This is a genomic window from Skermanella stibiiresistens SB22 (genome assembly GCF_000576635.1).
GTDB lineage: Bacteria > Pseudomonadota > Alphaproteobacteria > Azospirillales > Azospirillaceae > Skermanella > Skermanella stibiiresistens.
On record NZ_AVFL01000011.1, the window covers coordinates 63,777 to 83,259 of the forward strand.

Consider the following 19,483-nt stretch of genomic DNA (forward strand, 5'->3'; position numbering starts at 1 on the left):
AGGAGGTTATGTTGGACAAGACCGAACAGGTGATTTGCTTATCTTCAATCGCTCCTATAGTTGCTATCGCGGCGAATGGCCGGGCGATCGGGTTGGAGCGGGGAGTGCGCGCGTGACGGGAGACAGGCACAAGGAGGGCGACGCGGAACCGCGCGGCATCGACATCCAAGGCGAGGGCCGCCAGAGCAGCCACGGCGTTCCCGCCGAGGGAATGCCCGACCACAGCTCCTTCAGCCCGACCGGCTCGCACGGCATACGGCATTGGCAGGAGGGAACGGTCAGCGAACCCGGCCTCGATCAGCGCGGCAACGTCTTCTTCGCGGCGATCGAGATGACCCGGATGCCGATGATCCTGACCGACCCCAACCTGCCCGACAACCCGATCGTCTTCGCCAATCGGGCCTTCCAGGACCTGACCGGCTACGAGGAGGAGGAGATCGCCGGTCGCAACTGCCGTTTCCTGCAAGGCGCCAACACGGACCGCGAGACGGTTCGGGAACTCCGGGAAGCCGTCGTGGCGCGGACGGCGATCCAGACCGAGATCCTCAACTACAAGCGCGACGGAACGCCGTTCTGGAACGCGCTCTACATGGGGCCGGTGTTCGACCAGGACGGCAAGCTGCTCTACTTCTTCGCCAGCCAGCTCGACATCACCAAGCGCCGCGGTTCGGAGGCGGCTTTCCGGCAGGCCCAGAAGATGGAGGCGATCGGTCAGCTCACCGCCGGCTTGGCGCACGACTTCAACAACCTGTTGCAGGTGGTCGCCGGCAACCTCGAACTGCTGGAATCCCATGTCGAGGGCGAGAAGCCGGTCCGGCTGCTCGACACCGCCAGCCGGGCTGTCGAGCGCGGCGCCCGTCTGACCAAGCAACTGCTGGCCTTCGCCCGCAAGACGCGGCTGGAGCCAAAGCCGACCAACCTGAACAGCCTGATCATCGAGTTCGGTGACATGCTGAGCAGCACGGTCGGCGGCTCGGTCGATATCCAGTTCAACCTCAAGCCGCGCACGCCGCCTTGCCTGGTCGATCCGGTCCATCTGGAGATGGCCTTGCTGAACGTCGTCATCAACGCGCGCGACGCCATGCCCAAGGGCGGCACCGTCACCATCAAGACGGCGCCCCTGCGCCTGAACGGCGACGCCGGGTCCCACCACCTGCCGCCGGGCGACTACGTGGCGCTGGCGATCACCGACGAGGGCGAGGGCATGCCGCCCCACGTGGTCGAGCGCGCCATGGAGCCCTTCTTCACCACCAAGGAGACCGGCAAGGGCACGGGGCTCGGCTTGGCGATGGTCCATGGCTTCGTGCAGCAATCGCTGGGCAAGCTGGAGATCGACAGCGAGCTTGGACGCGGCACCACGGTCCGCATGCTGTTCCCGGCAGGCGCGTCCCCCGATGCCGCGACGGCGGCGCCGAAGCCGGCACCCGTGCCCTCCACGGTCGCGCGGCCGCAGCCGGTCGAGCCGCGCGGCTCGGTGGCCCAGACCATCCTGGTGGTCGAGGATTCCGAGGACGTGCTGGTCCTGGCGCGCGAGTACCTGACGGCGTTGGGCTACGCCGTGCTGACGGCCGGCAACGCGGACGAGGCGCTACAGGTGCTGTCGGCCGAGAACACCAGGATCGACTTGCTGTTCACCGACCTGATAATGCCGGGTGGCATGAACGGCTTGGCCTTGGCGGAGCGGGTGCGGGCGATGCATCCCGACCTGCCGGTCCTTTTCACCACCGGCTATAACGAGGATCTTGTGACCGACGGCCAGCGCGCCGCCGGCATGGACCTGATCGGCAAGCCCTACCGCCGCACCGAGCTTGCCGACCGCGTCAACGCCGCCCTCAACCGCCCGAAGATCCGGCGCGCGCCCCACCTGGGCATTGGACACAAGGAGGGGTGATGGGAATAGCATGGGCATTGGTTCCCCCGCGGCGCCGGATCCCGGCGCCCACGCTCCCGAACGGCTGACGGACATCCGATCAGCGGAGACCTGCCGATGACCCTTCCCGCCGACACCACTCCCGAAGACCTGTCCGATCTTCTCCGGAGCCACGGCCTCTGGGCCGCCACCGACGGCGCCCAAGGTGAGCGCGCGGACTTGAGCGGCATGAACCTCGCCGGACGCGCCTTCTGGCGAAGCGACTTGCGTCGGGCGTCGCTCGACCGCGTCAATCTCGCCGGCGCCAATCTCGACCACGCGGACCTGCGGGGCGCCTCCCTCCAGGGCGCCAAGCTGTCCAGCGCCTCCCTGTGGGAAGCCAAGCTGGCCGGGGCCGACCTGCGGGACGCCGACCTGCGCGACGCCAAGTTGGACCACGCCGACCTGCGCGGCGCCGATCTGACGGGCGCCAACCTGGACGGCGCGTCGCTCAAGTCGGCATTGCTCGACGACAAGCCGGCCTCGGCCTGGGGGACGGATTTCCTGGCGGACTGAGCGGGGGCGCCCGCCAGATTGTCCAAAAACATCGTCGTAAGATGCAATATCGGCGTTCCCCGCCGTGCCAGTCTCATGCGATCGAAGCAATTGCCAGGAAGTGACACATGGCCATCCTTAAAACCCGCGACGGGGTCGAGATCTTCTACAACGACTGGGGCACCGGGCAGCCCGTCCTGTTCAGCCACGGCTGGCCGCTCACCGGGGACGCCTGGGAGAACCAGATGATGTTCCTCGCGTCGAACGGCTACCGCGCCATCGCCCATGACCGCCGGGGTCATGGCCGGTCGAGCCAGCCCTTCGACGGCCACGACATGGATCACTTCGCCGACGATCTGTCCGAGCTGATCGAGGCGCTGGACCTGAAGGACATCGTCATGGTCGGCCATTCGACCGGCGGCGGCGAGGTCGCCCGCTACATCGGACGCCACGGCACCAGCCGGGTCGCCAAGGCCGTGCTGGTCGGCGCGGTGCCGCCGCGGATGGTCAAATCCGACACCAATCCGGGCGGCCTGCCGATGAGCGTGTTCGACGGCATCCGCGACGGCGTCGCCAACGATCGCTCCCAGTTCTTCATGGACTTGGCCGTACCGTTCTTCGGCTACAACCGCGAGGGCGCCAAGAGCAGCGACGGTGCCATCCACGCCTTCTGGCGTCAGGGCATGATGGGCGCCATCAAGGCCGAATACGACTGCGTCAAGGCCTTCTCGGAAACCGAGTTCTCCGAGGATCTGGCCAAGTTCGACATCCCGACGCTGCTGATCCACGGTGACGACGACCAGATCGTGCCGATCGACGCGGCGGCCAAGCGGTCCGCCCAGTTGATCAAGGGCGCCGTTCTCAAGGTCTACGCCGGGGCACCCCACGGGCTCGCGGTGACGCACAAGGACCAGCTCAACGCCGACCTGCTCGAGTTCATCAGGGGCTGATCTCGTTGGGGGTCGGTCTGGCCTCGCCGATCCCGGACTGGCGGCTCCGCCGCAGGCGCTGCCAGGTTCCGGGGCTGGTCCCGACCACCCGGGAGAACACCCGGGTGAAATGGCTCTGGTCCGAGAAGCCGCATTCCAGCGCCACCTCGGCCAGCGACATTCCGGTGTTCAGCAGCAGGTCGCGGGCACGCTCGACGCGGGACTCCAGCAGCCACTTGTGCGGCGGCTTGCCGGTGCATTGTTTGAAGGCGCGGGCGAAATGGCTGACGGACAGGCCGCACTCGCCGGCGATCGACGCCAGCGACAGGTCGGTTCCGGGTTGGCCCCCCATCAATTCCTTGGCCCGCCGCTCCTGCCAGGGCGCCAAACCGCCGCGGGCCTGTTGCGCCTGGGGTTCGGAAATGCTAGGAATATGATCTTGTCCGCGTTGCGCGTCCAACGCCAGGGCCACATGGTCCACGAAGATGCGGGTGGCGAGTTCGGGCCTCTCGGTCATGGTCAGCAGGTGGGAGGCGAGCTGTCTCACGATCGGATCGAGAACGCCGTCGGTCGAGGCGCGCAGCGTGCCGATGACGAGTTCCCGCGCGCTTTCCAGCTTGGAGGTCTGGCCGGCGGTGTTCGCTTGTTTCATGTCAATCCTTCCCCGACGAAGCTGAACATCGGATTGGATGCGCCAAGCTTCGTAATTGGATTTGCGGCTTTTGGTTCGTTTCAACAATCCCGCCCGACCGGAGGCGGAGATACTGGGCCGCGTGTGGGGTGAATGATGGAGCCAATCCCGCGTCCCATCCATCGCGCACAGGTTTGCCGAACCGCCGACTTGGTTTGCTCGGCATATACTCAGGTCTTATGGTCTCTGGCCGCATGCTGGGGAACTCAGAGTGGCGCGCGGATGTCGAAACCGTTCCTGATAGCCATCATCGATGATGACGAGGCGATCCGCGTCGCCACGGCCAGCCTCCTCCGGTCGTTCGGCTATGACACGCGGGTCTTCGCGTCGGCCGAGGAGTTCCTGGATTCGGGCGCCGAGCGGGAGGCGGCCTGCCTGCTCACCGATGTCCAGATGCCGGGCATTGGCGGCATCGAGTTACAGCGTCTCCTGGCCGAGCGGTCGTGTCCGTTCCCGGTCGTCCTCATGACGGCGTTCGGCGGCTCGGATCTCCGCCATCGTGCCCTGGCCGCCGGCGCCTTCCGCGTCCTGGACAAGCCATTCGACGGCGAGACGATCTTCCAGTGCCTGCGGGAGGCGCTGTTGGGGAATTGATCGCCCCCTCGGGACGCGACATGCTGGAGGAATGGACATCCCCGAAACCGCGCGTGACGTATCACTTGGCGACAGCCAGCCCATCGACCTCAAGCGCTTCCTGACCGTCGCGATCGGACTGGCCGCGGCGCTCGGCCGGGTCCATCGGAAGGGTTCGCTCCACCCCGATATCAGACCGGGCACGGTGCTGGTCGACGCCGAGGGACGCGTCAGCCTGTCCGATGCCGGCGATGGGGCGGTCGGGCCCCTGATCTACTGGGCACCGGAGCGAACTGGCCGCGTTGGCCGCCCGGCAGACGCGCGGAGCGACCTCTACTCGGTCGGGATCACCCTCCACGAACTGCTGACCGGATCGCCACCCTTCACGACATCCGATCCAATGGAATTGATCCACTGCCACATCGCCCGGCCACCGCCGCCACCAAGCCGCTGGGTGCCGGATCTGCCCGCTCCGGTCGAGGCGATCATCCTGAAGCTGCAGGCCAAAACCGCCGACACCCGCTACCAAACCGCGCGGGGTCTCGAGGCCGACTTGCGTCTTTGCCTGGAGCTCTGGGAGACGACAGGGATGATCGCCCCGTTCCCCCTGGCGGTCCACGACGCGCCCGACCGGCCCATCTTTCCGGACAGGCTCTATGGCCGTGAGACCGCCACCGCCACGCTGACCGCCGCGCTGGACCGCGTGGCCGGGCAGGGTGGCATGGAGCTTGTGCTGGTCTCCGGCTATTCGGGCGTCGGCAAGTCGTCTGTCGTCGACGGGCTGCGCTCCGCGCTGCCGCCGGTGGGCGGCTTGTTCGCCGTCGGCAAGTTCGACCAGTTCAAGCGCGACATTCCCTACGCGACCTTGGCGCGGGCGTTCCAGGGATTGATCCCACCGATCCTGGATCTGCCCGAGCCCGACCAGACCCGGTGGCGCGACGCCCTGGCGGAGGCGCTGGGACCGAACGGCCAACTCATGGTCACCCTGATCCCGGAACTGGAGCGGATCATCGGCGCGCAGCCGCCGGTCCAATCCTTGCCGCCCCACGATACCCAGGTTCGCTTCCAGCAGGTGTTCCGGCGCTTCCTCGGCGTCTTCGCCCGCCCGGAACATCCGCTCGTCCTGTTCCTCGACGACCTGCAATGGCTCGACGCCGCCACGCTCGACCTGATCCGGCACCTGGTCACCGGGCCCGATCCCGGCCCGCTGCTGCTGGTCGCCGCCTATCGCGACAACGAGGTCGGTCCCGACCATCCCCTCGCGGCTGCTCTGGCGTCGATCCGGCACAGTGGCGCCGGCGTCGGCGAAGTCACGCTGGAGCCACTGGGCCTCGGCGACATCGTCCGGCTGCTCGCCGACACCCTCGCCACCGGAAGTGCCGCCGTCGAGCCCTTGGCGAGGCTGATCCAGGACAAGACCGGCGGCAATCCCTTCTTCTCCATCCAGTTCGTGGCGGCGCTGGCCGACGAGGGATTGCTCGTCTTCGATCTGGCGGACCGCGTCTGGCGCTGGGACCTGGAGCGGATCCACGCCAAGAACCTGACCGCCAACGTCGTGGATCTCATGACGCTCAAGCTGCGGCGCCTGCCGGCGGAACAGCGGGACGTCCTGAGGCACCTCGCCTGTCTTGGCGATGGGACCCGCGCTTCGGCGCTCGCTCTCGTCACCGGGGCGCCGGAGGACCGGCTGGAGACATCGCTGCGGGACGCGGTCCAGGCCGGCCTGATCAGCTGGCGGGACGGCGCGCTGGCGTTCGTGCATGACCGCGTCCAGGAAGCGGCCTACGCGCTGGTTCCCGACGACCAGCGCGCGGCTACCCATCTCGTCATCGGGAGGGCCCTGACGGCTGGGATGACCGCGGCGGAGATCGAGGAGAACATCTTCGAGATCGTCAACCAGCTCAACCGCGGCGCGTCCCTGATCGGGGATGAACGGGAAAGGCTGGGACTGGCGGCGATGAACCTGACGGCGGGCAGGCGGGCGAAGGCGTCGACCGCCCACGCGGCCGCGGTCCGCCACCTGACCCTTGGCCGGGATCTCCTGCCAGCCGACCGCTGGAAGAGCCACTACGACCTGGCATTCAAGCTGGAGTTCGATCTGGCGGAATGCGAGTTCCTGACCGGCGATCTGGAGGCGGCGGAGGACCGGCTGGCCGAACTGCTGTTCCGCTCGGCGGATCTGGTCGACCGGGCGGCGGTGACGTGGCTTCAGGTGACGCTCCACACCGCGCGGGGCGAACTCGACCAAGCTGTCGGGATCTGCCTGCTCTACCTGCGGCGGGTCGGTATCGACTGGTCGGCGCATCCGACCCGCGACGAGGTCGTGGCCGAATACCAGCCGATCCGCAAGGTGATCGAGGCCGACGGGATCGAGGTGGGCGGGATCGAGCGTCTGGCCCTGTCGCCTCCCATGACCGACCGGGAGCGGTGTGCCACCCTCGACGTGCTGACCGCCGTCCTGCCGCCGGCCTTCTTCACCGATAAGAACCTCGTCTGCCTCGTCCTGTGCCGGATGGTCAACCTCAGCGCGGTGAGCGGCAACTCCGGCGCGTCCTGTCTGGCCTACGCCTATCTCGGCATGGTGCTGGGGCCATATTTCGGCGAATACCATGCGGGATACCGCTTCGGCAAATTGGGCTACGATCTGGTCAGGGAGCGCGGCTTCGACCGCTTCAAGGCCCGGGTCGGCATGTGCTTCGCCTATCACGTGACGCCCTGGACCAAGCCGATGCGCTCGGGCCTGCCCCTGTTGCGGCAGGCCTACGAAAACGCCAGCGAGGCGGGCGACCTCACCTATGCCGGATTCTGCTCCTGCACCCTGATCTCGACCCTGCTCGGCGCTGGCGGCCCCTTGGCCGATGTCCAGCGCGAGGCGGAACGGGGCCTGGAGGTCGTCCGCAAGGCCCGGTTCGGGCTGGTGGCCGACATCATCGACACCCAGCTCCAGCTGATCCGAAGCCTGCGCGATCCGGCGTCGGGCCTATCCGCCTTCGAGGACGCCGAATTCGAGCGGCGGCTGGCGTCCCATCCGGGACTGGCGATCGCCGCCTGCTGGTACTGGATCCGCAAGTGTCAGGCGTTGGTCCACACCGGCGACTTCGCCGGGGCTGTGGCGGCCGCCACCAAGGCCGAGCCGCTGCTCTGGACCAGCGGTGGGCATTTCGAACTGGCCGAGTACCATTTCCACGCGGCGCTGGCCCACGCGGCGCCTGGCGCTGGCGGGGGTGACCGGAAGGAACTTGTCCCGGTCCTTCGCGGTCACCTCGCCCAACTCCAAATCTGGGCCGCCAACGCCCCGGACAATTTCGAGCACCGGGCGGCGCTGGTCGCGGCGGAGCTGGCCCGCGTCGAGAACCGGGGAATGGACGCCCTCGGGCTGTACGAGACCGCGATCCGATGCGCACGGGAGAACGGCTTCGCCCAGGTCGAGGCGCTGGCCCATGGGACCGCCGCCCGGTTCTGCCAAGCCTCCGGTTTCGCCACCATGGCCCATGCCCATCTGCGCGGCGCCATCGAGGCTTACCGGCGGCTAGGCGCCGAGGCGATGGTGCGGCGGCTCAGCGCCCTGTGCCCAGCTCCCGCGTTGGAGGCGCAGGTCACCGAACCCGCTTGGACGGCCGAGCACCTGGACCTCGCCACCGTGGTCCGGACGTCCCAGGCGATCTCGGGCGAGGTGGCGCTAGACCGGCTGATCGACACCCTGATGGTCATCACCCTGCAACACGCGGGGGCTGACCGGGGCTTGCTGATCGTCCCGAAAAGCGACGAGTTGTGGATCGAGGCCGAGGCGCGGGCGGGGCAGGGCGGTGTCACGGTCGATGTCCGGCAGGTGGCCGCCTCCGACGCGGATTACCCAAGGTCGGTGGTCCATTCCGTCATCGCCACGCGGCAAGCCGTGCTGATCGAGGATGCCGGGTCGGCGGGAGCCTTCTCGGCGGACGAGTATTTCCAGCTGTGGCGCTGCCGGTCCGTGTTGTGCGTGCCGCTGGTCAAGCAGGCGGAGCTGATCGGCCTGCTCTACCTGGAGAATAGCCTGACGCCCTATGTCTTCACGCCGGCCCGGACGGCGGTCCTCAAGCTGCTGGCGTCTCAGGCCGCCCTCTCGCTGGAAAACGCGGCGCTCGGCGAGAAGGAGGCCCTGCTCAAGGAGATCCATCACCGGGTCAAAAATAACCTGCAATTGATCAGCAGCCTTCTCAATCTCCAAGCCTCCAGGATCGCCGATCCCGAGGTGGCGGAGCTGTTCGCCGATAGCCGAAACCGGGTCCGCTCGATGGCCCTGGTCCACGAGAACCTGTACCGCGCCGGCAACTTCGCCCGCATCCCAATGGAGGCCCACGTCCAGAATCTGTGCGCCCACCTGATCCGGGCCTATGGCGCCCAAAGCCGCAACGTGGAATTGGTGACGGTGGTCGAGGACTTGCGGCTGGACATCGATCGCGCCGTCTCCTGCGGCCTGATCATCAACGAACTGGTCTCCAACGCGCTCAAGCACGCCTTTCCCGACGACAGTGCGGGACGGATCGAGGTCTCGCTGGCACGGGGGAACGACGGACGGTGCGCGCTGACCGTGCGCGACGACGGCCTGGGAATGAAGGCGGGGCACGACGACGCTGACACGCTGGGGCTTCAACTGGTACACGATCTGACCCATCAACTGCGAGGCGCCATCACCGTGAACACCGACAGCGGAACCAGCTTCACGATCACGTTCGACCCCGAGGGCCGGTCCAAGGGCCGGCGATGAGGCCGGTCAAGGTCCTGATCGTCGAGGACGACCGCATCGTCGCCCGGGACATCCAGCAGCAGCTGACCCGGATCGGGCACGGCGTCGTCGGCACCACCGCCACCGGCGAACAGGCGCTCGCCCTGACCCTGGAGCTCCGTCCCGACCTGGTGCTGATGGACATCCGGCTGGAGGGGGACATGGACGGCATCGACGCCGCCCAGCGGATCCGCGAGCGCTGCCAGATCCCGGTGATCTTCCTGACCGCCTACGCCGATGACGAGACCGTCGAGCGGGCGAGCCGGACCGAGCCGTTCGGCTATCTGCTGAAGCCGTTCGAGGACAGCCAGCTCCGGACCGTGATCGAGATGGCGATGGCCAAGCACCTGGCCGAACGGAAGCTGAGGGAGAGCGAGCGCCGCTTCGTCGCCACCTTGTCGAGCATCGGCGACGCCGTCATCGCGACCGACGACCAAGCCCGGGTGACCTTCATGAATCCGGTCGCGGAGGCCCTGACCGGCTGGCCCCAGGCCGACGCGCTGGGCCAGCCGCTGCCGCTGGTGTTCCGCATCGTCAACGAGGACACCCGCGAGACGGTCGAGGACCCCGCCGCCAAGGTGCTGCGCATGGGGACCATCGTCGGGCTGGCGAACCATACCCTGCTGCTCTCGCGCGATGGGCGGGAACTAGCGATCGACGACAGCGGTTCTCCGATCGTCGACGATCACGGCGCCATCATCGGTACCGTCCTGGTGTTCCGCGACCTGACCGAGCGCCGGGGAGTCGAGGAGGCGCTGCGCAAGGCCCAGACGGACATCGCCAATGTCACGCGGCTGACGACCATGGGCGAGTTGGCCGCCTCGATCGCCCACGAGGTCAACCAGCCGCTGACCGCCATCGTGACCAACGCCGGCGCCTGCCTCCGCTACCTGGACGAGGCCAAGCAGGCGATGGAGCGGATCGTCCGCGACGGCCACCGCGCCGGCGACGTGGTCAGGAGCATCCGGGGCTTGACCCGTAAGTCGTCGGCGGAACTGGCGCCGCTCGACATCAACGACACGATCACCGACATCCTGACGTTGCTGCGGGGCGAGTTCCGCCGCCATGAGGTGACACTGGAAGCCAGCCTGTCCGACGAGGTCGGGCTGGTGCTGGGCGACAGGGTGCAGTTGCAGCAGGTCATGCTGAACCTGATCAAGAACGGCATCGAGGCCATGGCCGGCGTCACGACCCGGAGCCGCCTGCTGCGGGTCACCACCACTCCGGAACGGCACGATCTGGTGCTGGTCGCGGTCGAGGACACCGGCGTCGGCGTCGATCCGACCCAGCTGGATGGCATCTTCGACGCCTTCTTCACGACCAAGCAGGAGGGCATGGGCATGGGGCTGGCGATCTGCCGGTCGATCATCGAGAGCCACGGCGGCAACCTCTGGGCGGCGCCGCGCCAGCCCCACGGCAGCGTCTTCCGGTTCACCCTGGGATTGGCGACCGAACAGTTCTAGGAGGGTCCCGAGGTCACCGGGCCATCTCCAGCGGCGTGCCGACGCCCAGCGCCTCGGCCTGGCGGACGAGGTCGGCCAAGGATCGGGCGCCCATCTTCCGCATCAGGTTGCCCCGGTGGATCTTGACCGTGATCTCGCTGAGGCCGAGCGCCGCCGCGATCTGCTTGTTCATCAGGCCGGAGGTGACATGGGTCAGCACCTCCTGCTCGCGCGGCGTCAGCGAGGCGAAGTGCGATCGGAGGTTGGAGATCGCCTCCAAGTCGCGCCGTCGCCGCCCATCGCATTCGATCGCGGCGGCGACGGCGTCAAGCATGTCCTGCTCGCGGAACGGCTTGGCCAGGAAGTCGATAGCGCCCGCCTTCATGGCCCGGACCGACATCGGGATATCGCCGTGGCCGGTCATGAAGATGATCGGCAGGTGGATGCCCAACGCGGAAAGCTGGGTTTGGAAGTCGAGCCCGCTGACACCCGGCAGCCGGACATCGAGGACGATGCATCCGGGCGTCTCACCCGGCTTTCCCTGCAAGAACTCCAAGGCGGATCCGAACAGCCGCACCGCCAGCCCGATCGATCGGAACAGCGCGCCGAGCGCCTCCCGCACCGATGCGTCGTCGTCCACGACGAACACGACGGGGCCGGATTGGGATGCGGCCGGAGACGTGTCCCGCGACGTGAGGGTCATGCCCATGCGGGCACGCGAAGCTGAGGCGACATCTCTGTTTCCACTGTCTCTGGCGGACCCGGCCTCCCACGGACCAGGGCGCGCGGCCATTATGGGACGTTGGGGAATTAAATGAACCTAAACCAACGTATGATCATGCCACCATCCCAGGATCGGTGTCTTGGCTGCCCAGCGCAGACCGCGCTTCGCCGATCGGCCGCCATCCCCTATTAGCCGGGACGCAGAGTCATCCAGGAACAGTGTGGCCCACCATGGCGATCTTCGTGAGCATCATCCTGCCGGTGTTCGGCCTGATCCTGATCGGCTACGTCGCGGGCCGGACACCGATCCTGCCCGCCACCGCCGTGCGGGGCATCGCCAACGCCGCGACCTACCTGATGATCCCGGCGCTCCTGTTCCGCTCCATGGTCGGGGATGGCGCGGTCCCCAGCATGGAACCCGGCATTGTGCTCGCCTATTTCGGCGGCTGCCTGATCATCCTCGCCCTGGCTCTGATCTGCGGCCGGGCGCTCTTCCGCATGACCCTGGACCAGCTTGGCGTGTTCGGCATGGCGGCGATGTACTCCAACGCGGTGCTGTTGGGATTGCCCCTGATGCAGACCGCGTTCGGACCCAGCGGCGTGATCCTGCAAACCCGGATCATCGCCTTCCACTCGCTGATCCTGCTGCCGGTGACGACGATGCTGATCGCGGTCGGACGCGGGCAGTCGGGTGGATTTCTCAAGATCATCGGCTCCGCCGTCAAGGACACCGTCACCAACCCCATCATCATCGGCCTGATCGGCGGCCTCGCCTGGAGCTTCACCGGGCTTGGCATCTGGCAGCCGCTGGACAGGATGATGGCTATGCTGGGCGCGGCCGCCTCGCCCACCGCCCTGATCGCGCTGGGCGCCGCCCAGGCGCAAAGCTCGCTACGCCTCGGACGGGAGATGACGGAGGCGCTGACGGCGGCCGCGCTGAAGCTGGTGCTGCACCCGCTGATCGTCTGGTTCCTGACCGCCAAGGTGGTCGGCTTGCCGCCCGAGGCCGTCGCCGTTGCCACCGTGACCGCCGCCTTGCCCGCGGGAGCCAACGTCTACCTGCAAGCCCACCAGTTCGGCGTCTACGTCGCCGGCGCCGTCAACGCCGTGATGCTGACAACCCTGCTCTCCGTCGTGAGCATCACATTGATCCTCGGGCTGCTGCATCCGGGGTGAGGACTCGAGGCCACGGCCTCCAGACTGATGGCCCCCAACTCCTCACCGGTCCCAGCCGCGCCGGGTGTACAGGTAGCGCTGGAAGGAGCGGAGGTCGGAGCAGCGGAGGTGGCGGGCGGCGGCGCTGTCGCCTTCCTCGATCGCCAGTACCAATTCGTCCTGGATGTGCAGGGTGAATTGCAGGAATTCCTGGTCGTCGGGCATGTCGACCGACAGGGTCTCGGTGATGAAGGGGGCGTAGCGGAGGCGGAGCCGCATGACCATCTCCTTCAGGATCGGCGAGCCCGCTCCCTCGGTCAGGTCGGCGTTCCAGCTCATGATCGCGCGCATGGTGGCGTTGATCTCGCGGGCGCGGAAGTGCTCGCGGAGTTCGCGGGTGTGGCGGTAGAGGCGCCGCGCCTCGTCGGGGCGGTTCCGGGCGGCGAACCGCGCCGCCGCCTCGCCCTCGAGCAGGAGCCGGAGACCCCAGATCTCGTCGGCTTGCTCGCGGGTCAGCCGGGGCACCCGGATGGCCCGGCCGCGCGTCATCTCCAATGCTGAGGCCGCCACCAGCCGGCCCACGGCCTCCCGGACCGGCTGCATGCTGGTATCCAGCGACTTGGCGAGCTTCCGCAGGCTCATCTTTGTTTCGGGAGGCCACGTCCCGTCCAGGATGCAGGCCTCCATTTCCGAGTAGATCTGGTGAGCCAGCGTCGACGGCTCGCCGGTTCGTGTCGGGGGGTCCTCCAGGTCCTGTTCCATCGCGTCCTTGTTTCGACCCGGCCATTCCATGCGGAGGCCTAATACGGAGCGGCCGGGTGCCTACTCAAGAACTAACTTGCCGGACAGCTTTTTCTACCCGGCGGCCAACCGCCGCAGTTCCGGCGTCGAGGTCTCCAGCGCTCGCGCGAAGCGATCGACCGCCTCGTCGCAATCCGCCTTGGTGATGCACAGCGGCGGCGAGAACGAGATGACCTCCAGGTAGGGCAGCGCCCGCACCATCAGGCCATGCTCCACCGCGTGCGCCGCCACCAGACGGTGCGCGTTCTGGGCGGCGGCGAAGGGCTTCCGCTTGGCGCGGTCGGCCATGAACTCGACGCCGATCATCAGCCCACGGCCGCGGATCTCGCCGACATGGGGGTGATCGCCCAGGCGCGCCTTCAAGCCCTCCAGCAGATAGGGCCCGACCTCGGCCGCGTTGCCGACCATGCCCTCGTTCTCGATGATGTCCAGGTTGGCCATCGCGATGGCGGCTCCGACCGGGTGGCCGGAATAGGTGAAGCCGTGCATCACCGGACCGTGCTCGGGCGAGGCGGCCTCAAGCACCTTCCAGACCCGCTCGGAGATCACCGAGGCGGAGACCGGGAAATAGGCGCTGGTGATGCCCTTGGCGAGCGTCACCATATCGGGCTTCAGCCCGAACAGCCCGGTGCCGAACCATTGGCCGGTGCGGCCGAAGCCGGTGATGACCTCGTCCGCGATCATCAGGATGTCGTGCTTGTCCAGCACGGCCTGGACCCGCTCGAAATAGCCGGCGGGCGGGATCAGCACGCCGCCGGTTCCCATGATCGGCTCGGCGATGAAGGCTCCGACGGTGTCGGGGCCCTCGCGCTCGATGATCGCCTCCAGGTCGGCGATGAGGCGGTCGCAATAGGCGGCCTCGCTCTCGCCGTCGAGACCGAAGCGGTAGAGGTGCGGACACTCGGCGTGGACGACGTCGGTCGACGGCAGGCTCCAGGCGGTGTGGTATGACTCGATGCCGGTCAGGGTCGCCGCCGCCGCCGTCAGTCCGTGGTAGCCGCCCTTGCGGGAGATGATCTTCCGCTTCTCCGGCGTGCCGCGCAGGTTGGCGTAATAGCGCACCAGCTTGTAGTTGGTGTCGTTGGCGTCGGACCCCGAGGTGCCGAAGAAGACGCGGCGGAGGTGCCGCGCGTCGGCGTGCTCGTGCATCAGGTTGAGCACCCGGTCGGCCAGCCGGATCGACGCCTCGTGCGAGGACGAGCCGAACAGGTGCCAATAGTTGAGGTCGAGGATCGCCTTGCTGGCCGCCTCGGCGATCTCGGGCCTGCCATAGCCGATGTTGACGCACCACAGCCCGCCGGAGCAGTCGAGCATCTCGCGCCCGGCGTGGTCGCGCAGACGCACGCCCTTCGCCCCCGCCATGATCTTGGGACCGCCCTGCTGGTGGGCGGCGATCGAGGTCAGCGGGTGGAATAGGCTGTTCCTATCCATTTCCTCCAGGGAATAGTTGGATCGGTCGGGGGAGGGGCGGAGGTCGAGCATGGTGGGTTGGTTTCCCGGGAAGGATTGAAGGGGCGGGGGCCGCCGCGGCGTCAGGCTCAGCTCTTGTCGAGCTTGACGAACAGGACCCAGAAGAAGGCGCCCATCACCGGCAGGGTGACGGCCAGGATGATGGTGGTGAGCGAGAAGATGATCGGGACCTGCGATTGCTGGGAGGCGGCCATGGCCCAGTTGTAGATCGGCAGGGTGGTCTCCAGCCCGCGCAGGAAGAGCGAGCGTGGCAGCTCGTTGAAGGACAGCAGGAAGCCGAAGATCCCGGCGCCGAAGATGCCGGGCCGCAGGATCGGCATCTCGATGTCCCAGAAGCGCCGCCAGGGCGACGCGCCCAGATCCTCGGCGGCCTCCAGCAGGCGGAGGTCGAAGCGGCTGGCGATGACCAGGATCAGCAGCATGCAGAACGGCAGCGCCCAGACCAGCTGGCCTAGGAAGATCGACCAGATGCCGAGCTTCAGTTCCAGGATGGTGCGCAGGAAGATGAAGAGCGCCGCGCCCGTTGTCAGGCCGGGCACGAACAGCGGCAGCAGCGTCAGCAGGATGACGCCGCCGGGCCGCCGCATGCGGGTGATCGACCGGCCGACCACGGTGGCGATCAGCATGCAGACCAGCGCCACCAGCCCGCTCAACCAGACGCTGGTCCATAGGGGCGGCAACCAGCGACCGTCGCCGCCGAGCTGCCGGTAGTTGTCCAGGGTCAGCGGGAACGGCACGCCCGACAAGGGGCTGGCGGCGAAGGACATCACCGCCAGCCAGAGAAGGGGGATGTAGATCATGGCGAGGGCCACGACGCCGAAGACCTTGGCGAGCGTGATCCACCCGGTGGATTGGCCGAGCCGGCTATGCCGCTTGGTTTGGGCGCGTTCGGCCCGATCCTGGGTGAGGGTCATCGTCGACATGGGGGCGGCTCCGGGATCAGCGGCGGATCGCCATGAACATGGAGGCCATGTCATGACGCTTGCGGGTGACGAGGATGAGGACCACCAGGCACAGGCCGAGCAGGGCCACCACCACGGTGGAGAGGGCGGCGGCGGTCGGGTACTTCAACTGCTGCAGGGCCGAGTTGACCGAGTTGCCGAGTAGGTCGACGAAGCCGCCACCCAGCAGTTGCGGTTCGACGAAGGCCGCCATCAGCGGCACCAGCGTGAACACGATGCCGGCGACGATGCCGGGCAGCGCCATCGGCAGGATGATGTTGAACAGCGTTTGGGCCGGCCCGGCGCCGAGGTCCTGGCTCGCCTGGATGTAGTCGTCGTCGATCAGCGCGATCGACATGAAGATCGGGAACACCATGGTCGGGAAATGGGTGCCGAGCAGCCCGAAATGGACGGCGAATTCCGAATAGAGCAGCCAGTCGATCGGACTGTCGGTGATGCCCAGCGACATCAGGGCGGTGTTGATCGCGCCATTGGTTCCCAGGATCGAGCGCCAGACGATGATGCGCGAGGAGGCGTCGAGGAAGAACGGGATGGTCAGCAGCGTGATGATGACCGATTTGAAGGTCTTCGACTTGCATCCCTTGGCCAGCCACAGCGCGAAGGGGAACGCCAGGAGGAGTTCGATCACCGTCATGGTCAGGCCGATCCGCAGCGTGCGCACGGCGGTCATCCAGCGTCCGGAATCGATCAGCGACACCCAGGTGTCCAGCGTCGGCACATAGACGACCCGGTACGCCTTCACTTGCAGGAAGCTGAACAGGACGATCACGACCAGCGGCGCCAGCACCAGGAACGACCAGGACAGCAGGAAGACCGGCACCGCGAGGCGTGATGGCGACAGCCCGTCGAGCAGGCGCTTCGCGAAGGGGCGTCGCGGGGACGGGGCGGAGGTGTCGGATCGGCTCAGGGATGTCATGACGGTGGCCTTTGTCTTGTCCCGAGGCGGGGAGAGGCGGGGGAGGCTGTTTCCCCCGCCCCGGCGGTCAGGCGTTCAGGAAGCGCTGCCACTCCTCTTCCATGGCGTCGGCGTTGTCCGGCACCACCTTGCAGAAGAACGGCTTCTGGAACTTGCGACGGACCTTCTCCTCACTCCACTTGAGGTTATCGACGTCCTCCTTGGACCAGCCGTTGTCGATCGCGTATTGGACGCCCAGATCCATGTTCGGGCCGGCGTAGCCGCGCTCCTTGGCCTGGAAGGCCCGGTACTCGCCATCGAGGAAGTAGTTCAGCAACTTGTAGATGTTGTCGACGTTGTCGCGCTCCATGGCGGCCTGAGCCACATAGGCGCCGTGGCCCCAGAGGTAATAACCTTCCACGGTGAAGGCGTAGATGACCGAGTTGGGGCCCAGCGCATTGTTCGCCTCCTTGGTCGCCGGCTCCCAGCAATTGATCATGGCCACTTCCTTGTTGGACAGGAGCTGGACCTGTTCCTCGAAGGCGGTGAAGATGGTGCGGAACTGACCGGCTTTCTTGCGCTCGACCAGATAGTCGGCGACTTGGCGCGCCACGGCGGGCGGCAGGTCGGCGGGATCCTCCACGGTGATGCGGCCATGGTGCTTGAGGTAATTGGCCGTCTCCGACATCGACTGGAGCCAGCTTCGGTCGATCGCGACCCGCCCCTTGACGTTCTCGCCCTCGAAGAAGGTGGTCCAGGGAACCTCGTCCATGCCGTTCGGGTTGGCGTCGATCGCCGCCGGGAAATAGCCGAAGGCGTCGCCGTTGCCGATCACCGGGACGCCGAACTGCTTGTCGCCGGCGCGCAGGAAGGCCGACCGCTTCCAGCTATCCGCCGTGCGCGCCCACAGCTTCAGCTCGGGATGGTCCTCGTCGACCTCGGCGTAGTAGCCTTCCTTGCCAAGGATATCCTCGGTGCCGCCATCGAAGATGAAGATGTCGTGGGTCGCCGCCAGGTCGTTGCCCATGACGTCGCGCATGAAGACGCCGATATCGGCGTTGGTGGGCGTGTAGTCGATGCCGACGCCGATCGACTTGGTCATCCGCGACCAGTCCTTCGGCTGCGCCGTCGTGACGCCATAGCCCTTGACCGTCGTTCCCGCCGCCCAGGCCTGCTGCGAGAGACCCGGCATCGCCGATGCCGCCATGCCCATCGCCGTGACGGACAACACGCTCTCCATGAAACCGCGGCGGGACATGGGAAGCCCGTTGGCGATCTTGTCATCACTCATAGTCATCTCCTTCAGACAGCCTGGGGGAAGTGAGGGTGCGCGGGTATCAGTGGGGGAGTTGGTTCTTGGGCGGTGTCAGGGCTCCATGACGATGCAGTCGTCCTTCCGCCACCAGACGCAGGACGGTTCGCCATCGGCGGCCGAGGCATCCCAGATCCTTGCCTTCATCGGCGCCACGTCGGTTTCGACGGCGCGGTCCAGGTACTTGCCCTTGTAGATGGCACCGCCGCCGCGGCAGGGCAGGACGTTGAGATCGGGGCCAGTGGGTGCCGCCCGCGCCAGCCGGAGCCGTTCGGCGCGGATACCGACCGCCACCTTGGCGCCGGCCTTGGGCGGTTTGCGGCCGGACCAGCGGCCGATCAAGTGGTGATCGCCGACGCGGATCAGGGCGTCGCTGCCCGACACTCCCGTCAGTTCGGCGTCGAAGCAGTTCTCCACACCCATGAAGCGGGCGGCGAAGCTGCTGACCGGCCGGTCGAAGATCGTGGTGGGCGGGCCTTCCTGCTCGATCTTGCCCTTGCGCATGAGGATGATGCGGTCGCTCATGGTCAGCGCCTCCTCCTGGCTATGGGTGATGTAGATGAAGGTCATGCCCAGCCGCTTCTGCAACTCCAGCAACTCGACCTGCATGTCGACGCGCAGCTTCTCGTCCAAGGCTCCCAGGGGCTCGTCCAGCAGCAGGATCGCCGGCTGTGGCACGAGGGCGCGGGCCAAGGCGACGCGCTGGCGCTGGCCGCCGGACAGCTGGTGGATCTTGCGGTCGTACATATCGGCCAGTTGAACCAGTTCCAGCGCTTGGCGGGCGCGGGTCCGCCGCTCCGCCGCGGCGATGCCACGCACCTTGAGGCCGTACTCGACATTGGCGCCGACCGTCAGGTGCGGGAACAGCGCGTAGTTCTGGAACACCGTCGTGCAATCCCGGAGGAAGGCCGGGACCTCGCGCACGTCGACGCCGCCCAGCCGGAGCGCACCGATCCGGTAGGGCTTCTCCAAGCCGGAGATCAGCCGCAGCAGCGTCGTCTTGCCGGACCCGCTCTCGCCCAGGATCGTCAGGAACTCGCCGGGCGCCGCCGTGACCGTGACGTTTTCAAGCGCCACGACGCCGTCATAGGCGTGGGTCGCGTCGATGACCTCGAGGATGGGCTGGGTGGGCGCCGGCGATGACGGGCGCCGGGTCGGCGCGGATGTCGGGCTGTCGATCGGGTCTGACAACATGGTGACCTCATCAGCAGTTTCGCGATCTGGTGCTCACCAGCACCCGCGATCAGGCATCATCTGTGATCACAGTTAGCAAGGGGCGTGCCAGTCGCTAATTTGGTTAACGAGAGCGGGAGGACACCTTGCAAGCCGATTTGTCGATCTTAACGCTCTGATTGCTGTGA

General features: G+C 67.1%; 15 protein-coding genes. 7 read left to right on the top strand and 8 right to left on the bottom strand.

Annotation, left to right across the window (positions count from 1 at the left end):
* Nucleotides 1-112: 112 nt before the first annotated feature.
* From N825_RS16170 to N825_RS16180, 3 genes are all read left to right on the top strand, one after another.
* The gene (locus N825_RS16170; protein ID WP_037453915.1) at nt 113-1,891 is read left to right on the top strand and encodes a histidine kinase famiy protein; all 1,779 of its coding nucleotides are present in this window, start codon (nt 113-115) and stop codon (nt 1,889-1,891) included.
* Between the two features lie 96 nt (nt 1,892-1,987).
* On the top strand, nt 1,988-2,425 hold the full coding sequence (locus N825_RS16175) for a pentapeptide repeat-containing protein (protein ID WP_051512448.1): 438 nt from the start codon (nt 1,988-1,990) through the stop codon (nt 2,423-2,425).
* A 107-nt stretch (nt 2,426-2,532) separates the two neighbouring features.
* Nucleotides 2,533-3,354, top strand: a complete 822-nt coding sequence (locus N825_RS16180) for an alpha/beta fold hydrolase (RefSeq protein ID WP_037453919.1) — start codon at nt 2,533-2,535, stop codon at nt 3,352-3,354.
* Here N825_RS16180 and N825_RS16185 read toward each other — a convergent pair.
* A complete protein-coding gene (locus N825_RS16185) occupies nt 3,344-3,985 on the bottom strand; it encodes a helix-turn-helix domain-containing protein (protein WP_051512449.1) in 642 nt (213 codons plus the stop codon). The genes N825_RS16180 and N825_RS16185 overlap by 11 nt on opposite strands.
* A gap of 261 nt (nt 3,986-4,246) precedes the next feature.
* Between N825_RS16185 and N825_RS16190 the strand changes: the two genes are divergently transcribed.
* Genes N825_RS16190 through N825_RS16200 form a run of 3 tightly spaced genes read left to right on the top strand, consistent with a single transcriptional unit; the run spans nt 4,247 to nt 10,825 of the window.
* Nucleotides 4,247-4,618: a response regulator transcription factor gene (locus N825_RS16190; protein ID WP_037453920.1), complete on the top strand. Its 372-nt coding sequence runs from the start codon at nt 4,247-4,249 to the stop codon at nt 4,616-4,618.
* 31 nt (nt 4,619-4,649) lie between these two features.
* Complete coding sequence (locus tag N825_RS16195; protein ID WP_051512450.1) at nt 4,650-9,344, top strand: AAA family ATPase; 4,695 nt, start codon at nt 4,650-4,652, stop codon at nt 9,342-9,344.
* Entirely contained in the window at nt 9,341-10,825 is a 1,485-nt protein-coding gene (locus tag N825_RS16200; protein WP_037453922.1) for an ATP-binding response regulator, read from the top strand. The genes N825_RS16195 and N825_RS16200 overlap by 4 nt, the downstream gene beginning before the upstream one ends.
* A gap of 13 nt (nt 10,826-10,838) precedes the next feature.
* On the opposite strand, the gene N825_RS16205 is transcribed toward N825_RS16200, so the two are convergent.
* Nucleotides 10,839-11,513 carry a response regulator transcription factor gene (locus N825_RS16205; RefSeq protein ID WP_342666026.1) on the bottom strand — a complete coding sequence of 225 codons (675 nt, stop codon included), beginning with the start codon at nt 11,511-11,513 and terminating at the stop codon, nt 10,839-10,841.
* Between the two features lie 245 nt (nt 11,514-11,758).
* Between N825_RS16205 and N825_RS16210 the strand changes: the two genes are divergently transcribed.
* Nucleotides 11,759-12,703, top strand: coding sequence for an AEC family transporter (locus N825_RS16210; RefSeq protein ID WP_037453924.1), 945 nt, complete (start codon nt 11,759-11,761; stop codon nt 12,701-12,703).
* A gap of 42 nt (nt 12,704-12,745) precedes the next feature.
* Here N825_RS16210 and N825_RS36580 read toward each other — a convergent pair whose 3' ends face one another.
* The 6 genes from N825_RS36580 to N825_RS16240 form a co-directional block, all read right to left on the bottom strand.
* Nucleotides 12,746-13,444, bottom strand: coding sequence for a GntR family transcriptional regulator (locus tag N825_RS36580; protein ID WP_198038354.1), 699 nt, complete (start codon nt 13,442-13,444; stop codon nt 12,746-12,748).
* Nucleotides 13,445-13,537: 93 nt separating this feature from the next.
* Nucleotides 13,538-14,965: an aminotransferase gene (locus tag N825_RS16220; protein ID WP_198038355.1), complete on the bottom strand. Its 1,428-nt coding sequence runs from the start codon at nt 14,963-14,965 to the stop codon at nt 13,538-13,540.
* 56 nt (nt 14,966-15,021) lie between these two features.
* Complete coding sequence (locus N825_RS16225) at nt 15,022-15,876, bottom strand: ABC transporter permease (RefSeq protein ID WP_037453926.1); 855 nt, start codon at nt 15,874-15,876, stop codon at nt 15,022-15,024.
* A 16-nt stretch (nt 15,877-15,892) separates the two neighbouring features.
* Entirely contained in the window at nt 15,893-16,831 is a 939-nt protein-coding gene (locus tag N825_RS16230) for an ABC transporter permease (RefSeq protein ID WP_084164785.1), read from the bottom strand.
* Nucleotides 16,832-16,898: 67 nt separating this feature from the next.
* The gene (locus N825_RS16235) at nt 16,899-18,101 is read right to left on the bottom strand and encodes a type 2 periplasmic-binding domain-containing protein (RefSeq protein WP_037453930.1); all 1,203 of its coding nucleotides are present in this window, start codon (nt 18,099-18,101) and stop codon (nt 16,899-16,901) included.
* A gap of 75 nt (nt 18,102-18,176) precedes the next feature.
* Nucleotides 18,177-19,316 (bottom strand): ABC transporter ATP-binding protein, encoded by a 1,140-nt coding sequence (locus N825_RS16240; RefSeq protein WP_051512452.1) that lies wholly within the window; start codon nt 19,314-19,316, stop codon nt 18,177-18,179.
* Nucleotides 19,317-19,483 lie beyond the last annotated feature (167 nt).

Coding starts and splice junctions, on each gene's coding strand:
- N825_RS16175 (WP_051512448.1), top strand. CDS start 1,988: ATGACCCTTCCCGCCGACACCACTCCCGAAGACCTGTCCGATCTTCTC.
- N825_RS16180 (WP_037453919.1), top strand. CDS start 2,533: ATGGCCATCCTTAAAACCCGCGACGGGGTCGAGATCTTCTACAACGAC.
- N825_RS16185 (WP_051512449.1), bottom strand. CDS start 3,985: ATGAAACAAGCGAACACCGCCGGCCAGACCTCCAAGCTGGAAAGCGCG.
- N825_RS16190 (WP_037453920.1), top strand. CDS start 4,247: ATGTCGAAACCGTTCCTGATAGCCATCATCGATGATGACGAGGCGATC.
- N825_RS16195 (WP_051512450.1), top strand. CDS start 4,650: ATGGACATCCCCGAAACCGCGCGTGACGTATCACTTGGCGACAGCCAG.
- N825_RS16200 (WP_037453922.1), top strand. CDS start 9,341: ATGAGGCCGGTCAAGGTCCTGATCGTCGAGGACGACCGCATCGTCGCC.
- N825_RS16205 (WP_342666026.1), bottom strand. CDS start 11,513: ATGGGCATGACCCTCACGTCGCGGGACACGTCTCCGGCCGCATCCCAA.
- N825_RS16210 (WP_037453924.1), top strand. CDS start 11,759: ATGGCGATCTTCGTGAGCATCATCCTGCCGGTGTTCGGCCTGATCCTG.
- N825_RS36580 (WP_198038354.1), bottom strand. CDS start 13,444: ATGGAACAGGACCTGGAGGACCCCCCGACACGAACCGGCGAGCCGTCG.
- N825_RS16220 (WP_198038355.1), bottom strand. CDS start 14,965: ATGCTCGACCTCCGCCCCTCCCCCGACCGATCCAACTATTCCCTGGAG.
- N825_RS16225 (WP_037453926.1), bottom strand. CDS start 15,876: ATGTCGACGATGACCCTCACCCAGGATCGGGCCGAACGCGCCCAAACC.
- N825_RS16230 (WP_084164785.1), bottom strand. CDS start 16,831: ATGACATCCCTGAGCCGATCCGACACCTCCGCCCCGTCCCCGCGACGC.
- N825_RS16235 (WP_037453930.1), bottom strand. CDS start 18,101: ATGAGTGATGACAAGATCGCCAACGGGCTTCCCATGTCCCGCCGCGGT.
- N825_RS16240 (WP_051512452.1), bottom strand. CDS start 19,316: ATGTTGTCAGACCCGATCGACAGCCCGACATCCGCGCCGACCCGGCGC.